Origin of the sequence: Paraburkholderia solitsugae (assembly GCF_013177695.1) — a bacterium.
In the GTDB taxonomy this organism is placed as follows: domain Bacteria; phylum Pseudomonadota; class Gammaproteobacteria; order Burkholderiales; family Burkholderiaceae; genus Paraburkholderia; species Paraburkholderia solitsugae.
Genome location: NZ_WOEY01000002.1, coordinates 58,514 through 74,760, shown reverse-complemented (window position 1 = coordinate 74,760; position 16,247 = coordinate 58,514). Strand labels below are relative to the sequence as shown.

Annotated in this window: 12 protein-coding genes and 1 pseudogene; 7 read left to right on the top strand and 6 right to left on the bottom strand. The window is 60.4% G+C overall.

Going from position 1 to position 16,247, the window contains the following annotated elements; genetic code table 11:
- Window positions 1-216 precede the first annotated feature (216 nt).
- The 4 genes from wecB (at window position 217) to GNZ12_RS00305 (ending at window position 6,453) form a co-directional block, all read left to right on the top strand.
- Window positions 217-1,431 carry a non-hydrolyzing UDP-N-acetylglucosamine 2-epimerase gene (gene wecB / locus GNZ12_RS00320; RefSeq protein ID WP_172308483.1) on the top strand — a complete coding sequence of 405 codons (1,215 nt, stop codon included), beginning with the start codon at window positions 217-219 and terminating at the stop codon, window positions 1,429-1,431.
- A gap of 333 nt (window positions 1,432-1,764) precedes the next feature.
- Window positions 1,765-3,726, top strand: coding sequence for a glycosyl transferase family protein (locus GNZ12_RS00315; RefSeq protein ID WP_172308482.1), 1,962 nt, complete (start codon window positions 1,765-1,767; stop codon window positions 3,724-3,726).
- Window positions 3,723-5,402, top strand: coding sequence for a bacteriophage N4 adsorption protein A (locus GNZ12_RS00310; RefSeq protein WP_172308481.1), 1,680 nt, complete (start codon window positions 3,723-3,725; stop codon window positions 5,400-5,402). Before GNZ12_RS00315 ends, GNZ12_RS00310 begins: the two co-directional genes overlap by 4 nt.
- A 169-nt stretch (window positions 5,403-5,571) precedes the next feature.
- Window positions 5,572-6,453, top strand: coding sequence for an alpha-amylase family protein (locus GNZ12_RS00305; RefSeq protein ID WP_407947669.1), 882 nt, complete (start codon window positions 5,572-5,574; stop codon window positions 6,451-6,453).
- Between the two features lie 159 nt (window positions 6,454-6,612).
- Here GNZ12_RS00305 and GNZ12_RS00300 read toward each other — a convergent pair whose 3' ends face one another.
- Both GNZ12_RS00300 and GNZ12_RS00295 read right to left on the bottom strand, forming a co-directional pair.
- A complete protein-coding gene (locus GNZ12_RS00300) occupies window positions 6,613-7,521 on the bottom strand; it encodes a hypothetical protein (protein WP_216673047.1) in 909 nt (302 codons plus the stop codon).
- A gap of 123 nt (window positions 7,522-7,644) precedes the next feature.
- A complete protein-coding gene (locus GNZ12_RS00295; RefSeq protein WP_172308479.1) occupies window positions 7,645-7,803 on the bottom strand; it encodes a hypothetical protein in 159 nt (52 codons plus the stop codon).
- Between the two features lie 246 nt (window positions 7,804-8,049).
- Between GNZ12_RS00295 and GNZ12_RS00290 the strand changes: the two genes are divergently transcribed.
- Window positions 8,050-9,609 carry a methyl-accepting chemotaxis protein gene (locus GNZ12_RS00290; RefSeq protein WP_172308478.1) on the top strand — a complete coding sequence of 520 codons (1,560 nt, stop codon included), beginning with the start codon at window positions 8,050-8,052 and terminating at the stop codon, window positions 9,607-9,609.
- A gap of 79 nt (window positions 9,610-9,688) precedes the next feature.
- Here the strand turns inward: GNZ12_RS00290 and GNZ12_RS00285 are convergent, their stop codons facing one another.
- From GNZ12_RS00285 to GNZ12_RS00275, 3 genes are all read right to left on the bottom strand, one after another.
- Window positions 9,689-10,459 carry an SDR family oxidoreductase gene (locus tag GNZ12_RS00285; RefSeq protein WP_172308477.1) on the bottom strand — a complete coding sequence of 257 codons (771 nt, stop codon included), beginning with the start codon at window positions 10,457-10,459 and terminating at the stop codon, window positions 9,689-9,691.
- Between the two features lie 51 nt (window positions 10,460-10,510).
- Complete coding sequence (locus GNZ12_RS00280) at window positions 10,511-11,365, bottom strand: alpha/beta fold hydrolase (RefSeq protein ID WP_172308476.1); 855 nt, start codon at window positions 11,363-11,365, stop codon at window positions 10,511-10,513.
- Window positions 11,366-11,459: 94 nt separating this feature from the next.
- On the bottom strand, window positions 11,460-12,155 hold the full coding sequence (locus GNZ12_RS00275) for an alpha/beta hydrolase (protein WP_172308475.1): 696 nt from the start codon (window positions 12,153-12,155) through the stop codon (window positions 11,460-11,462).
- 172 nt (window positions 12,156-12,327) lie between these two features.
- Here GNZ12_RS00275 and GNZ12_RS00270 point away from each other — a divergent pair, with 172 nt between their 5' ends.
- Together GNZ12_RS00270 and GNZ12_RS00265 are read left to right on the top strand one after the other, a co-directional pair.
- Window positions 12,328-12,960 carry a CGNR zinc finger domain-containing protein gene (locus tag GNZ12_RS00270; protein WP_172308474.1) on the top strand — a complete coding sequence of 211 codons (633 nt, stop codon included), beginning with the start codon at window positions 12,328-12,330 and terminating at the stop codon, window positions 12,958-12,960.
- 54 nt (window positions 12,961-13,014) lie between these two features.
- The gene (locus GNZ12_RS00265) at window positions 13,015-13,713 is read left to right on the top strand and encodes a haloacid dehalogenase type II (protein ID WP_172308473.1); all 699 of its coding nucleotides are present in this window, start codon (window positions 13,015-13,017) and stop codon (window positions 13,711-13,713) included.
- A 118-nt stretch (window positions 13,714-13,831) separates the two neighbouring features.
- Here the strand turns inward: GNZ12_RS00265 and GNZ12_RS45215 are convergent.
- Window positions 13,832-16,146: pseudogene (locus GNZ12_RS45215) on the bottom strand (beta-glucosidase).
- Window positions 16,147-16,247 lie beyond the last annotated feature (101 nt).

Genomic DNA, 16,247 nt, shown 5'->3' with positions numbered 1-16,247 from the left:
AGAGGAGGTTTCAGTCAGGCAGGAGAGGATATTCCGTAACAACGCCGGGGTTTGTTGAACACGCAACGAGGGCGTGCTGAGACTTATTCGGAATTCCCACTGTCTTACGATCCGGCATGAAATAGCCGCCAAACAATATGGGCCAAAGGAGACGCACCGGTAAGCGGCCGAAAAGGCTGTACCGGTGTACTAGAGCGACAATGCTACGAGGTTGAAATGAAAAAAATCTTGACTGTGTTCGGGACCAGGCCTGAAGCCATCAAAATGGCGCCGCTCGTGCACATACTCGCGGCCCAAAGTCACATCGAGGCGAAGGTCTGCGTTACCGCCCAGCATCGCGAAATGCTGGATCAGGTGCTGGATCTCTTCGATATCATCCCGGATTTCGATCTGAATCTCATGCGCCAGGGGCAAACCCTGAGCGACCTCACGTCCGGAATACTGCAGGGCGTCGGCACGGTGTATGACGATTGGAAACCTGACGTCGTGCTGGTTCACGGCGATACCACCACGACTCTCGGTGCGAGCCTCGCGGCATTCTATCGCTACATTCCGGTCGGGCACGTTGAAGCGGGGCTTCGAACGGGCAACGTCTGGTCACCGTGGCCGGAGGAGCTGAACCGCCGCGTGACGGACGCCGTGTCTTCGTGGCTCTTCGCGCCAACCGAGCAAGCCAGGCACAACCTGTTCAGCGAGGGCGCGCCAGCTGCGAGCGTGGTCCTGACCGGCAATACCGTGATAGACGCTTTGCTGAAAGTGAAGCGCAAACTCGACGACGATGAACTGCTTGCCAAACACATCGCGTCGAATTATCCGTTTCTTGATCCGTCGCGGCGACTGATTCTGGTGACGGGACACCGACGCGAAAGTTTCGGCGAGCCGTTCAGGAATTTTTGCGAAGCATTGTTGCAGATCGCGAAGATGCACGAGGACATACAGTTGGTCTACCCCGTACATCTGAATCCAAACGTTCGGGAACCGGTGCAGGCGGTCCTTGGCCAGCAACCCAACGTGCACCTTATCGAACCGCAGGACTATCTTCCCTTCGTGTTTCTGATGTCGCGGGCCTACCTGATCATCACCGATTCCGGAGGAATCCAGGAGGAAGCACCTGCGCTCGGCAAGCCTGTACTGGTGACCCGCGAGACAACGGAGCGCCCGGAAGCTGTGCAGGCAGGTACGGCACGGCTTGTCGGCACCAACACCGAGCGCATCGTATGTGAGGTGAACTGCCTGCTCGATGACCGCGCGCAATACGATGCAATGGCACACGCAACCAATCCGTATGGAGACGGACACGCGAGTGAAAAGATAGTTGATGCCCTATTGCAGGTTCCGGTTACAAGTTCGGCGGCCAATGTTTCAATTGCGCCGCCCGTAACGGTTCAGAACGCAGTGACATCGGCTCTTCATGCGCTGCGTATGGCATAGGTCCGTATGATCAATTTTTCAAATACTAAGTTAAATATCCTAAACAAATGGTGCGTATTCACTAGCGATGTGGGAGAGCGTACAGATTGGAAGAGACATTCGATGCAAGATCCGGACACGGGATCGCGCATGTGGGATTTGCGTTCTGCGTGACTGCCACGGACATCGGGCTGAATCGCAGGACATAAACGTCGACGGATCGTCACGTTGAACCGTGCGCGCTTCTCGTTGGGTCTTGATGGGGTATTAGGGGAGGGCAGGGGAATTTTTCCCTGCATCGAAACGGCACCGATCGCTCCGTGTCGATAAAAACTGGAATCGTTGGGGCAAAAAATGCTCGCAACATCTATTTGGCTTGCGTATCTGGACGGGTTGAACGCCGTTGCGTTATTGACTGCGGTCATCATCTTCGTCAGCACGCTCGACGATCTTGCTCTGGATGTCTATTACTGGGGATTCGAGATCGGGCGGATGTTGCGTGGTGAAAAGGCAGCTTCTGTCGATATAGAGATGTTGCGTTCTCTGGAGGAGCGCCATCTGGCCATCATGGTGCCTGCCTGGAAAGAATACGACGTGATTGCCAGGATGGTCGAAAATACGCTGGCGACCATGGAGTACAAGCGCTATGTGATTTTCGTCGGCACTTATCATAACGACCCGGAAACAACCGCGGAAGTCGAGCGCATGGTGCGGCGCTATCCTGGCCGAGTCACGCGTGCGACGGTGTTGAACGACGGACCGACATGCAAGGCCGACTGCCTGAACTGGATTCTCGCCGCCATCTTGCGCTTTGAAGAGACACATCGCATCAGCTTCGCAGGCGTGGTGATGCACGACTGCGAGGACGTGATTCATCCCATCGAACTGAAATACTTCAATTATGCAATCGCGGACAACGACCTTGTCCAGTTGCCCGTCCTGTCACTGCCGCGCAAGTGGAACGAGTTCGTTGCCGGCACCTATATGGACGATTTCAGCGAAATGCATCAGAAGGAGATCCCATCGCGTCAGCGTCTGACCGGCATTGTCCCGGGGGCGGGGGTTGCATCGTGTTACAGCCGTCGTGCAATCGAAGCTGTGATGGAGGAGCGCCATGGCCGTCCGTTCAACACAGACTCACTCACCGAAGACTACGATTTCAGTTTTCGGTTGAGGGCGTTGGGAATGAAGGAGACGTTCGCGCATTTTCCGATTTCGGAAACCGCGAGCGATTCCGCACCGAGCCACGCCGGCCGACGTACCAGGGCGTGCAAACTTCTGGCGACGCGCGAATATTTTCCGAGCACGTTTCGCACCGCTTATCGCCAGCGTGCCCGCTGGATTCTCGGCATTGCCTTCCAGGGCTGGCAGCAGTTGCATTGGAAAGGTGACTGGCGCGCGCGCTATATGTTTTTCCGCGATCGCAAGGGCATGGTGACGTCGGTATTTTCCGTGATCGCCTACGGCGTGCTGGTCAATTTCGTTTTTCTCGACGTACTTGAGAAGACCGGCTATGCCGTTCACGCCGACCTTCCGGTGAGCGTCCTGGGGCAGTCGTTTGTTCCGCTGTTGTCGATCAATGCTGCCATGCTCGTGGTCCGACTGGGCGAACGATACTATTTCGTCAGCAAACTCAACGGGCCCCTGCAGGGGCTGCTGTCGCTACCCAGGTTGCTAGTCAACAATCTGATCAATTTCTTCGCGGTCTGTCGTGCATGGCGTATCTTCGTCGGGCATCTCGCGACTGGCAAGCCGATTGCATGGGACAAAACCAGCCACACCTATCTGTCCAATGAGGAGTTGGGGAGGGCGCGGCGCAAGCTCGGCGAGATTCTCGTTGCATGGGGCGTGTTGACGGAGGCTGGGTTGCAGGCGTGTCTCGAGCGGCAGGTTAGCAGCGGCAGGCACCTTGGAGAACTGCTCATCGAGAGCGACGCGATTAGCGCGGAAACGCTTGCCGATGCGCTCGCGGAACAGGCCGAGCTGCCGCGCGTAAGCCTCGCCAATGTGGCCGTCGGCCATTTCGCGGATTCGCTCGCGTTCGAGTTGCAGTACACCTATCGGGCGGTTCCCTTTTCGACCTCGGAAGACGGAACCTTGAATGTGGCGATCGGAAGCCCGCTCACCGCGGACCAGCGGGAACTGATGCGGCGCGGCTCAAATGCGAATGTTGCCTACTTCATTGCAAGCGACGCCGAGATCGCCCAGGAACTGGCACGGCACGCGCGGTTTGTCGAGCTTGAACGTGCACGCGGCAGGGAGGGAGTTTTTTTACAACGCGTCCCGCCAGCAGGACACCCTGGGGGGGGCGTATGAAACACACAAAAAAAACACGCGCAGCGCGCTTGAGCTTGCGCATCCGGATGAGCGGGCTTGCGGCCCTCATGTCGATCGCGTTCCACGCGCAGGCGAACGGCCCCGAGACGCTTGTCCCGAGAGCCTACCGCCTTGCGGACGCCGCGTATAAGGCGATCGACGCAGGTGACTTGCCGCGCGCAGAGAACTTTGCGTCGCGTGCCTTCAAGGTGCAGCCTACGAGCCAGCAGCTCGGGTTGTTGCTGCTCGACGTCCTGATCCGGGAAGGAAAGATCGAGCAGGCCGACGCGCAGGCCGAGGCGTTGCTGCAGCGCTTCCCCAAGAGCGGTCGCGTGCTGGCTCAGCACGGCTTTCTCGCACAAAAGGAAGGGCGTTATGAGGTCGCGGTGCGGGACTTCAAGGCCGCTCTCGAGACCGGTGAATGGAATGCGGCGGAGCAGCGCAATCTGCGTCTTGCTCTCGCCGACAGCGCCCTCGCCGCGCACGATCCCGATGAGGCGAGCGAAGCATTGCTGCCGCTTCAGGACGACCCGGATACGGCAGTACAGATCCGGATCGCGCAACTGCGGCTGCGCAACGGTGACCGGGAGGGGGCGATTCATGCGGCCGAGCTTGCCCAAAGTCACGCATCAACGGATGAAGACAGGCAAAGCGCAGCCGAGCTGATTGCGCTCGCGCAGCAGCCGCCGCCGAGCGACGATAAGGCAATGAAAATGCTTCAGAAGGCTTATGACCTGTTGCGCGAAGGCAAGGACGACACGGCGCTCGAAGCATTTCGGCAAGGCTTTGCCGGCGGCGCTGGGAACGCGGGCAACCTGGCAGATGCCGGGTACGCCGCGAAGCGCATCGGGGAAAACTACCAAGCCATCGAATACTTCAAGCGCAGTCTTGATGCAGACGAAACCGAGGGTTCATTCGATGAGCAGCGCAAGTTCGGTTATCGCCGGGAAGTCGAGCAGTTGGAGCGCAGATGGGGCTTCGAGGTCAGTCTGCCATACCAGGGCGCCGCGTTTGGTCCGCAAGGCACGGTCAGCGTGCTGCAGCCTGGTATCGAAGCGTACTGGCAACCACCGAAGATCGGATACCAGAACGGGCGAATCTTTCAGCTCTTTGTTCGCGGCTATGGCACCGCCTACGATGGCTCGGGTAACGTGACGGGCGGGCCGACCGTGCAAGCATCCGTCGGCGCGCGTTACAAGCCCCTCGCGGACCAGAACGTGGTGTTCACCGCGGAGCGGTTGATCCGCGTCGGCAACCTTTCAGTGAACGACTGGCTGGCACGCATTGGCTATTCGTCAGAAGCCGGTACCGATCTGCGGGTGACCGAGCCGAGCTGGCGCAGCTGGCAAGCTTATGCGGAAGCAGCGTACTTTGTCAGCGAGGGCCGATATATCATCTATTCGGAACTGCGTTACGGACATACGTGGCGGCTGCCCGCGATAAACGACCACCTGACGGTCTATCCTCACCTCGCGCTCGCAGGCGATCACGACAACCGCCAGACGAATCAAACAGCGATTGGCATCGGGCCCGGCATTCAGTTTCGCTTCTGGTTTCGCGAGAGTCGATATAGCGCGCCTGCAAGCTGGGCCGACGTGACGGTGCAATACCGCCTTCCGCTGACCTCTGCGGCGCGCGCGCGCGGGCTGGTGGTGCGCGCGACGCTGTGGTTTTGAAATTACCCAACGGAGCGGCCTCGTCTTCGATGCAGCGGCCTGACGATCTGCGATGAAGGAAAAAAATTCATGCCGGGATCCAACGATGAAAGAGAGTTCGTTCCAGGCAACGCTGAAGATTCGCGAATGCTGCCGCCGTTGGGTTCGATCGATGCGAACGCGGTGTCACATGCCGGCCATGGCACGCCCGCTTTCGTGCTGTCGGGGCAAACTCATGGCGGCTGTGGGTGTTCCGCTCCTTGTAGCCGGATGCAGTTGTACGATGCCCGACGTTCACGTTGATGGAATCGTCTGGCAGACGGACAATGCGACGGCTCGTCCCGCCGGGAACTGGCAATTGCTGGGCGTGCACGACCTGCTGATCCAGTGGATCGTCGTCGACGATACTTCATTCATTGTCAACGCAGGGATGCCTGCCGTCGCACACCTTCCGGACATGGAGCGGATCAGCCGTGAGCCGTGGGCACGCAACGTCATCCTCGGGCTTGCCGGGTACCAGGATGAGAAGCGGGCGCGCGCCAATGTAGCGAGGCTTGCCGATGTCTCGGCGGCGGTTGCGCGTCTGCCCACCCCGCTGCACGTGACCGGCTATTACTTCCCCGTCGAGATCGATCCGACATGGCAGGATGCGCCGAAGCTCGCCGGGATTCTGCAACGGCTGCCGCACCCTCTTTGGGTCACGGTCTATGATCGATCCAATATTGGGGGAGACGCGCTGGCAGACTGGCTCGCCTCCTGGCTGCCGGCGGACGTGGGCGTGTTCTTCCAGGATGGTTGTGGCGTGTACGCACGCGAGGCCCATGTCGCGCGGACCTACCTGGATGCGCTTTCGTCTCGGCTGGGAAAACAACGTGTGCGCGTGATCGCCGAGGCTTTTCGACCGGCAGGACAGAACACCTTCCGCCCGGCAACTGCTGACGAATTGAGGGTGCAGTTGCAGGCCTACGACGGTTACTCAGCCTGGCTGTTCGACGGTCCTCACTACGTGTCTGACACGCTCGTTCGCGAACTGGCGCCAAACGCTTCGGCGCGGCAGGAGTCGAGTCATTGACTCTTCGAAGACCCGTCGTTGACGCGGAAAAAGGCAGGAGCGAGGGACGTCTGGACAGCTCCGGCCTGTCCGGCGCGGCTGCGCCGAACAGGCTTCTTCCATGTTGCGTCGTCGGACGGTCACCCGATGCCGGCACGGACATCGGGCTACCCTCACGCCTCAGGCGGGCGCTTTCAGGGGGATGATGGTCTGGCGCAGCAATTGCCAGTAAGTGCTGGTCGAGTACGGGATCATTTCCTCTGCGTAGTACCACCAGAAGAAGCCGCCGATAAACTTCGGATCGGCCATGCTGTCGACCATCGGGTAATACGTCTTGATCAGATTCTGCTGCACCGAGGCCGGCGCGGACGTGTCGGACGTGCCGATTTCGCCAAATCCAACTTTGGCGTTCGGGAAAATCGTCTCGAGTGCCGTGAAATCCGCGCTCCAGGACGGCGACAGCCCCGGGCAGTCCTGATACGGGTAGTAGCTGAAAAGGGCGTAGTCCGTGGCCTGCCGCACCGCGGCGGGAAGGAAGGATGTCGGCCAGGTCTTCCAATAATCCTGCGGCTTTTCCCAGCAATTGTTGCCCTTGCTGTCGTCGTTGTAGTAGAGCGTGACGGCCGTCTTGCCGCCGGCCGCTTTGACGATCGAGTTTGCCGCCGCGACCATCTGGCCAATTTGGGTCTCTTCCGAATTCACCACCGTGTTCGTGCCGTCCGGATTGTTACGCAGCCATTCGCCGTTGATTTCGTTCGCGATCTCCCACACATCGACCGTGTTCTTCAGCGTCGACACCAACTCCTGCGTCCTCGCCGTGTAGGTGGAAAGATCGGTCGGAAAGTAGTACGAATCCATTACTTCGCCCATCACATTTGCGACCGCGTGCAGGCGCAATAGAGGCGCGTAGTAATCCGCCGCCGACGTGCCCGGATCGAACACAACGCGAACGGTCGGACGATACGGCAGGTTGCTCAGTGATGTGACAATCGCGTCCAGCTTTGTCAGGTCGTCCAGCGTCACGCCATAGACGGGGGCCTTCAGGGGTTCGACCTGCGCTTGCGCAGGTTGGGACAGGGGCATCAGCATGGCATACGCAACACTCGCGGCAACAGCCGCACCCGATAGTGCCCTTGTTAGTCTTGCAATCACATCCACTCCTCGCTGAAGTCAAAAAAAGCGCGATTTTATCAGCAGAATGATGGGTAATTGTCAGACGATAAAGGCGAAGGTGCTCGTTTGCCGTTGACCGGTTAGCGTGGCGCCGCGCTCTGCCTCCCTATTCTCGAGTGCCTTTTGCGCCGCCAGTACGGCCTTGTAGACGGCGAGGCAGCGTGTGTACGGCTGCTCGCCCGCGAGCATGACATCCACGCGCCGGCTCGTTCTCGCGAGATGCGCTGCCTTACTTCAGCCGCCACCGCACCCATCCAAGCTAACCGATCGCCAGGCGCGGCAGCGCAGCACCCGATTCGGGTGTTTCCTGACTCAGGTAATCCGCCGCCGCGCCGTTAATCAGTGATAACCCTCTGGCTGCTCGCGCACGCGTTGCGATGCCAGTGTGGTTGAACACTGAGCCTGGCGATTGAGCCGGCGACGGCTGGCTATGGAGAAAACGGCGTGAACCGACTCAGCTTGAATACCAAACTGTGGCTTGCACTTTTGATTACATGGCTTGGCCTGCTGGGCCTCGGCGGCTGGGCGGCGTGGCAGTCGCGCACGACGATGCTGTCGGGGCGCAAGGCGGCGGTGCAAAACGTAGTTGAATGCGCGTACGGCATCGTGGCCGACTACGCGAAGCTCGTCGATCAGCACGAATTGACGCTCGATCAGGCGAAGCAACAGGCGATGGCGCGACTGTCGGTGATGCGCTATCCCGGCAATGGCTACATGATTATCACGACGGCGACACCGGTCGTCATCATGCATCCGACGCTCGCTGATCTGCGCAACAAGGACGTCACGCACTACGCGGATACCGACGGCAAGCTACTGTTCGTCGACATGGTCAAGCTCGCGCAGTCGCAAGGACAGGGCTTCGTCGACTATATGGCGAGATTGCCCGGCAAAAGTGAACACGTGCCGAAAATCAGCTTCGTCAAACGCTTCGACGCATGGGACTGGTATCTGATTTCGGGCGTCTACGTGAACGATATCAACGACGCGTTCCGCGCCGATCTGCTGCGTTATCTCATCACCATTCTCGTGACAGGGAGCTTCAGCACGATTGCGCTTGTGCTGATCATTCGCAACGTAAAACGCAGTCTCGGCGGCGAGCCGGCGTATGCTGCGCGCGTGGCGGAAACCATCGCGGACGGTGATCTATCGGGTGCGGTAGCACTCGGTAGCGACGATCAGCAAAGCATGCTGTTCGCGATGCAGCGCATGCAGAGCCGGTTGGCTGACACGATCCGGCGCATTCGCAGCGGCACTGAAACGATCACTGTCGCGGCAGAGCAGATCGCAGCGGGCAACCTCGATCTGTCGGCGCGTACCGAAGAGCAGGCGTCGTCGCTGGGCGAAACCGCAGCGAGCATGGAGCAGCTTACCGCGACCGTGAAGCAGAACGCCGACAACGCATTGCACGCGAACCAGATGGCGCGCAGCGCATCGAATCTCGCGGGCGAAGGCGGCGAGGTGGTCCAGCAGGTGGTGGCGAACATGCAGAACATCGCGGCCAGTTCGGCGCGCGTGGTCGACATCATCGCCGTGATTGAGAGCATTGCGTTTCAGACCAATATTCTCGCGTTGAACGCGGCCGTCGAAGCCGCGCGTGCTGGCGAAGAAGGGCGCGGCTTTGCCGTGGTGGCGGGCGAAGTGCGCAATCTTGCGCGCCGCAGCTCGGACGCGGCGAAGGAGATCAAGAGCCTGATCGAGGACTCGGTGGAACGCGTCGACGACGGCAAGGCGCTCGTCGAAAAAGCGGGCGGGACGATGAATTCGCTCGTCGACGCAGTGAAGCGCGTCACTGACATCATCAGCGAAATCTCGGCGGCCTCCGAGGAACAAAGCCGTGGCATCGAGCAGGTCAACGTCGCCATTGCGCAAATGGACGAGACCACGCAGCAAAACGCAGCGATGGTCGAAGAAGCGGCTGCCGCCGCGCAATCGATGCAGGAACAGGCGCAGATGCTGCGCGACGTCGTCAACGTGTTCCGGTTGCAAGGCGAGGCTGTCTGACGATGTGCCGGGTTGCGACGCGCTTCAAGCATTGAGCGCGTCGTCTTCGCCGCGATCCGCGAGCATCGCGGCCTCCATGTCAGATCGACTTCACTTCTCCGCCGTCCATCCGCAACGTCGAGCCCGTCATCCAGCGCGCCGCAGGCGACACGACGAACGCCATTAGCTCGGCAATCTCCTCCGGCGTGCCGTAACGCGCAATACCCGCTTCAACGGGAAACTTCGCCGTCGCCTCTTCGACGGACATGTTATGCAGCGGCGCCCAATGTTCCAGGTACGAGCGTCGCCGGTCGGTCATCACGGGTCCCGGCAGCACGCTGTTCACCTGCACGCCATCAGTGATGCCGCGATCAGAGAAGGCTTTCGCGAGCGCCACGATCGCTGCGTTGATCGTGCCCACCGCCGCGTAGGGCGCCTTGGGAAACAGCGCCGAATTCCCGGACATCAGCACGACTGATCCGGAGTTCTCCTTCAGCGACGGCCATGCCGCGATCGTCAATCGTCGCGCGCCGTGAAGTTTTAGCGCGAGACCACCGTCCCATTGCTCGTCGGTCATCTCGAGCACATCGATCTGCGGCACTGCGCCCGCAATGTTGAGCAATGCGTCGATCCGCCCGAACGTCGCGAGTGTCTGGTCGACGACTTGCCATGCAGCATCGGCTTCAGAGAGGTCGACGTCGATAACAAGCCACTCCGCGCCGGCCTTCTTCACTTCGATGGCGGTCTCCTCGAGGTTCGCGCGATTGCGCGCAACGAGCACGATCGAGTCAAAATCCCGCGCCAGTCTGATGGCGGTCGAACGACCGATACCCTGGCTTGCGCCCGTTACGATGGCGACTTTGCTGGACATGTTGCGTCTCCTGGTTGCGTGAATGAAGCGTGGTTCCGTGCTTCGAATGCCTCAGTGAGTGAAGAAGTCAGAAATGGCCACCGCGATTTCCGCAGCGTGCGTCTCTAGCGCAAAGTGTCCGGTATCGAAGAAGCGCACCACGGCGCCCGGGATATCGCGCTTGAAAGCCTCGGCACCCGCGGGCAAAAAGAAGGGATCGTTTTTCCCCCACACGGCGAGCAAGGGCGGCTGATGTGCGCGGAAGTACTGTTGGAACGCGGGGTACAACGCGACGTTGCTTCGGTAGTCGCGGAACAGGTCGAGTTGTATCTCGTCCGCACCCGGCCGGCTCAGATAGAAGTCGTCGAGCGAGTAGCCGTCTGGCGATACGGAAGCCGTGTCGGGCACGCCATGGGTGTACTGCCAGACCGTCGTCTCGTGCGTGAGCAGCGCGCGAAGCGCTTCCCGATTCGCGGGCGAAGCGTCTTGCCAATAGGCGCGAATCGGATTCCATCCGTCGCTCAATCCTTCTCCATAGGCGTTGCCGTTCTGCGAAATGATCGCGGTGATCCGCTCAGGATGGCGGATGGCAAGCCGGAAACCGGTTGGCGCACCGTAGTCGAATACGTAGACCGCAAAACGATCGAAACCGATCACCTTGGTGAAACGCTCGATGACGTTGGCAATGTTGTCGAACGTGTACGCAAAACCGTCCCGGCCGGGAATGTCGGACTGTCCGAATCCGGGCAGATCCGGCGCGACGATATGGAAACGGTCAGCGAGCTTTGGAATCAGGTCCCGAAACATATGGCTCGAGCTCGGAAAGCCGTGCAGAAGCAGCAGCTTTGGGGCACCCGGGCGGCCGGCTTCACGGTAGAACACTTTGAAGCCGTCGACATCGGCATGACGATAGAAAATGGAACTCATGATCTCCCTCCGCAGGGCGAATAGGGATAGACAGGTGACGAACGGCGCCTTGCGATGTTCGGCATCGCAGGTCGCACGCAACTTACGGATAAGGTTAGCGAGCGGAAACTGACTGAACCGCTTCGACGATGACATGGGTCACCGCGTCGGGAGCCGTCACGATCGGCGTGTGATCGGCCTCGTACGACCGCACGTGCGCATTCATGCGACCTGCCATGAAATTCTGGGTGCCCGGGTTGATCATCCGGTCCTGTTCAGCGATCAGGAACCAGCTCGGGCGGTCTTTCCACAGCGGGCGCCCGACCGCTTCGCTGATGCACGACACCGAGATGGGGCGCTGCACCGCAGTGAGCACCGCCAGCTCCTGCGGCGCCGCGTGCTGCGCAAACGCCTGCGCGAATCCCTCTTGCGGCAGCCATATCAACCCATGTCGATCCGGCGTGAGTTGCGGTGCCTGCGGATGTGTTTCGCCGCGGTAGAACACGTCGCTCACCGTTTCTCCTTCGTCGGGTGCCAGCGCGGCGACATAAACCAATGCCTCGATATTTCGGGACCGGGTCGACCCTATCACCGCGCCTGCATACGCGTGGCCAGCCAATACCACCGGACCTTCGATCCGTTCAAGTGCCCGGTCGAGCGCGGTGACGTCGTCACTCAAGGACGTGAGCGGCAGCGGAGCCGCAATGGCATTGACGCCTTGGTCTCTCAGACGATTGATCACCTTGCTCCAACTCGATCCGTCCGCCCATGCGCCGTGTACGAGCACGACGCTGACATTGCCAAACGACATGTTCCTCTCCTTTGAAGATAGTGGAAATCGCCTGTGACATACGGCTAACAGCGCCGCGATATGTAACCTGTTTGATGTTGTTTTAAAGGTTACTCATTTGGCGTGTAACTTGTCAAGAGCATTTTTAGTGGTTACGATGTGACCATCGTCATTGCACATTCATCACAAGAAAATGGACTACCGTCAGATTCCTGCGATATTCGTAGCCGATGCGCCGGGCCTCGATTTCCTGAACTCGGTTGCAACCCCCGTGGATGAAGAAGTCGACTGGATCAGCGATGGAGAGGGGTTCCTGGCCTGGTTGGAACAGGCTGGCATGGTGCCGCCCGCCGCGCTCGCGGCGCTGCGCTCGCAATCCACACGGGCTGAGCTCGATGCCGTTGCGGCGCAGGCTCGCGCGCTGCGCGAGTGGTTCAGGGAGTTTGTCCAGAAGCGGAAGGGGCGGCCGCTGACCGCCAGGAATTTGCGTGAGCTCGCACCCCTCAATCAGCTGCTCGAGCGGGACGATGGATATGGAGAAATCGTCGCCGATGTCACGGGCGGCGTGTCGCCCTTTGAGTTCCGCGCGAATCGACGGTGGAAGTCGGCGGAGTCATTGTTGATGCCCATCGCCGAGGCGTTGGCGAGACTGGTGTGTGACGAGGACTTCACGCACGTGAAGGCATGTGAAGGTCCCCGATGCACGTTGATGTTTGCCGATCACACACGGGGTCACGCGCGCCGATGGTGCAGCATGGCGATTTGCGGTAACCGCGCGAAGGTTGCGGCTCACCGGGCGCGGCTCAAGGAACAGGAAAACAGCTGAGGTGACGTCGGCAGGAATCCGGCATTGTGCTGGCATCTTTTTTGGAGGCGTGATATGGAGCACATCGAGGCGATTGCGTTCGATTTGTACGGCACCCTGTACGACGTCCATTCAGTGGTTGCCCGATGCGATGAGCAATTCCCGGGGCGCGGACGTGAAATCAGCACCATCTGGAGACAGAAGCAGCTCGAATACACGTGGCTGCGAAGCCTGATGAACCGTTATGTCACATTCGAGCAGGCGACCGAAGACGCATTGCGCTTTACTTGCCGGCACCTTCGGCTCGATCTCGATGGCGAAGGCTGCAGGTCGCTCTGCGACGCCTACCTGCGCCTGCAGCCGTTCCCCGAAGTGCCCGATGCGCTGCGTGAATTGCATCGGCGCGGACTGAAGCTCGCGGTACTGTCGAACGGTTCGCCGCATTCGATCGGCGCCGTGGTGGGGAACTCCGGGCTTCGCAGCGAATTCGACCATCTGCTTAGCGTCGACCCGGTCCGTGTGTACAAACCGGACGATCGCGCCTACATGCTTGCAGAGGAGGCCTTCGGGGTCACTCGAGCATCGATACTGTTCGTGTCGTCGAATGCATGGGATGCAACGGGGGCGCGCTATTTCGGTTTTCCGACATGCTGGATCAATCGTAGCGGCAGCGTCTTCGAAGAAATGGGTCAGACACCGGACTGGCAACTGGGAGGTCTTGACGAGTTGCTGTCGCTATTCGATGGGCGCGCTGCGGCGTCGAAGCAGCACTGATCTCAAGAAGATGGGGCCTTCCCAGGTTTCCCTCGGCTGGGCTTGATCCGCTCGAACGACGCAGCTTGCTCAGGCCGCCAGGCTATTCAAGCGACCCACGGCGGCCTGAGCAGTGCGGTCAATGCCCCGCGATTGTGACCGAGGCGGTCAACGCGTTAGGGTCGCGTGAAGACGCCCCCGCGATGAGCTGATACGCGCCGTTGTTAAGCTTCCAGACGTGGTTGGTGGCGTCCCACGTCGACAGCAGTTTCGGCGCAATTGATACGCTGACTTGCTGAGACTGCCCCGGTTGCAGTGCGACCTTTTGCCAGCCGACGAGGCGTTTGGGCGGTTCGCCCAGGCCGCTCGGCAGCGCGGCATAGACTTCGGCGATTTCCGAGCCTGCACGCGAGCCGGTGTTCCTGACGGTAAAGGTCACGGTCACATTGCCGCTGGCATCCGCCTGTGCGTTGAGTCCCGAGTAGGCATAGTTCGTATAGGACAAGCCGTACCCGAACGGAAACAACGGCGCGATCTGCTTGCCGTCGTACCAGCGATAACCCATCAATAACCCTTCGCTATAGGTGACGGTGGTATCGGTTGCCGAGATCGTTTGCTGTGGAAGGTCGGAGTCTTGTACCGGGAATGTGATCGGTAATTTGCCAGACGGGTTCACGTCACCGAATAGCAGATCGGCAATCGCCTGTCCGCCCTGGACGCCCGGATACCACGATTCGAGCACGCCGTGCACGTTGCCGAGCCAAGGCATCAGGACCGGGCTGCCGTTCTCGAGCACGACAATCACGCGCTTGGCTTGCGCCGCGACCGCGGTAATCAGCGCGTTCTGATCGTAGCTCTGGTTAAAGCTGTCGGTCGTGTTGCTTGGCAGGCTCAGGCTCGCCAGATCCGTACCCTCGCTTTCCCATTGCGTTGCAAAGATGATCGCCACGTCCGCCTTTGCGGCGGCAGTCGCCGCAGCCGTCGCGTTCGTGCCGTCAAGAAACGTCACGGTCGCATTGGGGGCCTTGGCCTCGATCGCAACCAGGGGGCAGACTTGTACCACGTCGCGCAGGTGCTCAGCAGAGGGGATGCCGACACGCAGCCGGATACCGCGTTGCCCGCGGCGGCCGGCACGGCGCCCGAACCGCCACCCGAGAGTACGCCGGCATCGGCATGACCGCCGATCACGACAATCGACGAGAGCCCCGCTGCGCTCAGCGGCAGCACAGGTTGCGTATCGCCGCTTGCCACGGCGTTCTTGAGCAACACCGACGATTGCTGCGCGACCTGCAGCGCAAGCGCGTTGCCCGCGCTCTGATCGACGGTTCCACCCGTTGTCGGCGGCGAATCGAACACGCCCCAGCGAATCATCGTGCGAAGCTTGCGCTGAACCATGTCGTTGAGTCGTGACATCGGCACGCTGCCGGCGCTGACGGCGTTCGCGAGCGCTGTGTTGAAGTACGACGTGATCGTAAAGCCAGGAATCGACGCGCCGCCGCCGATATCACCGGGCTCTTCTTCATCCAGACCGGCCAGTGCCGACGCGACCGTACTATGGGTTGCGGTCCAGTCGGACTGAACCACGCCTTTGAATCCCCACTCGTTCTTGAGAACCGAGGTCAGCAGATACGGGTTTTCGCATGCATATACGCCGTTCACGAGGTTGTACGAACACATCACGTTGCCTGGCGTACCTTGGGTGACGCCGAGTTCGAACGCCAGCAGTTCGGTCTCGCGCATCGTGCGTTCGTCGACGACCGAGTTGCTCGTCATCCGGTTCGTTTCCTGATCGTTCATCGCGTAGTGCTTGATGGTCGCAATGACCTTTTGCGCCTGTGTACCGATCGTGCGCGCGGCGCTCATCGTGCCGGTCAGGACGGGGTCTTCGCCCATGTACTCGAAGGTGCGGCCATCGCGCGGCTCGCGCGTGAGATTGACGCCGCCGCCAAGGCCTTCGCCATAGCCGAGTACGCGCAGCTCGGTGGCGATGCGGGCTCCATACGCATTGGCCAGCGTGGGGTCCCAGCTCGCAGCGAGCGCCACCGGTGCCGGCAGGGCGGTCGCATTCGAGTTGGCGACATTGACCCCGCCGGCCGAGTCGGCCATTGCAAGGCCTGGAATGCCGAGTCGCGAAATGCCAGGGATATAGCCGGCCCCGTTGACGCCGGCTGGATACGGACCGCCGAGTCCGGCGTTCGGTATGCCCACGCCGTGGACGAGCTGGATCTTTTCGGCCGTCGTCATCTGCGCGACGAGGGCGGCGGCTCGCGAATCGGCAATCGCATCGGGACCGGTCGGTGCGGGGTCGGAATTGATGTCGCTGCCATTGCCACAGGCAGTGACTACTAGCGCGACGCCGCACCGACCGGTCCCGATGCGGTTGCCGCAAAGGGAATCGCCAACTTCATTCTCATCATCTCGCTCCGTTTTGTCGTTCTGTGTGATGTGATTCATACTTCGCGTGACTGAAACGCGCCGTAAGAAATTCTAGGGATGCGCCCAGAACGCGCTTGACCGACGGGTGCAGCGATTGACCGATGGCGGCTCAGGAAAAC

Excerpts from the sequence above, each read along its gene's own strand:
- GNZ12_RS00310 (WP_172308481.1), top strand. The coding sequence starts at position 3,723 with ATGAAACACACAAAAAAAACACGCGCAGCGCGCTTGAGCTTGCGCATC.
- GNZ12_RS00270 (WP_172308474.1), top strand. The coding sequence starts at position 12,328 with ATGGACTACCGTCAGATTCCTGCGATATTCGTAGCCGATGCGCCGGGC.
- GNZ12_RS00305 (WP_407947669.1), top strand. The coding sequence starts at position 5,572 with ATGCCGGCCATGGCACGCCCGCTTTCGTGCTGTCGGGGCAAACTCATG.
- GNZ12_RS00280 (WP_172308476.1), bottom strand. The coding sequence starts at position 11,365 with ATGAGTTCCATTTTCTATCGTCATGCCGATGTCGACGGCTTCAAAGTG.
- GNZ12_RS00265 (WP_172308473.1), top strand. The coding sequence starts at position 13,015 with ATGGAGCACATCGAGGCGATTGCGTTCGATTTGTACGGCACCCTGTAC.
- GNZ12_RS00275 (WP_172308475.1), bottom strand. The coding sequence starts at position 12,155 with ATGTCGTTTGGCAATGTCAGCGTCGTGCTCGTACACGGCGCATGGGCG.
- GNZ12_RS00300 (WP_216673047.1), bottom strand. The coding sequence starts at position 7,521 with ATGCTGATGCCCCTGTCCCAACCTGCGCAAGCGCAGGTCGAACCCCTG.
- GNZ12_RS00285 (WP_172308477.1), bottom strand. The coding sequence starts at position 10,459 with ATGTCCAGCAAAGTCGCCATCGTAACGGGCGCAAGCCAGGGTATCGGT.
- GNZ12_RS00315 (WP_172308482.1), top strand. The coding sequence starts at position 1,765 with ATGCTCGCAACATCTATTTGGCTTGCGTATCTGGACGGGTTGAACGCC.
- wecB (WP_172308483.1), top strand. The coding sequence starts at position 217 with ATGAAAAAAATCTTGACTGTGTTCGGGACCAGGCCTGAAGCCATCAAA.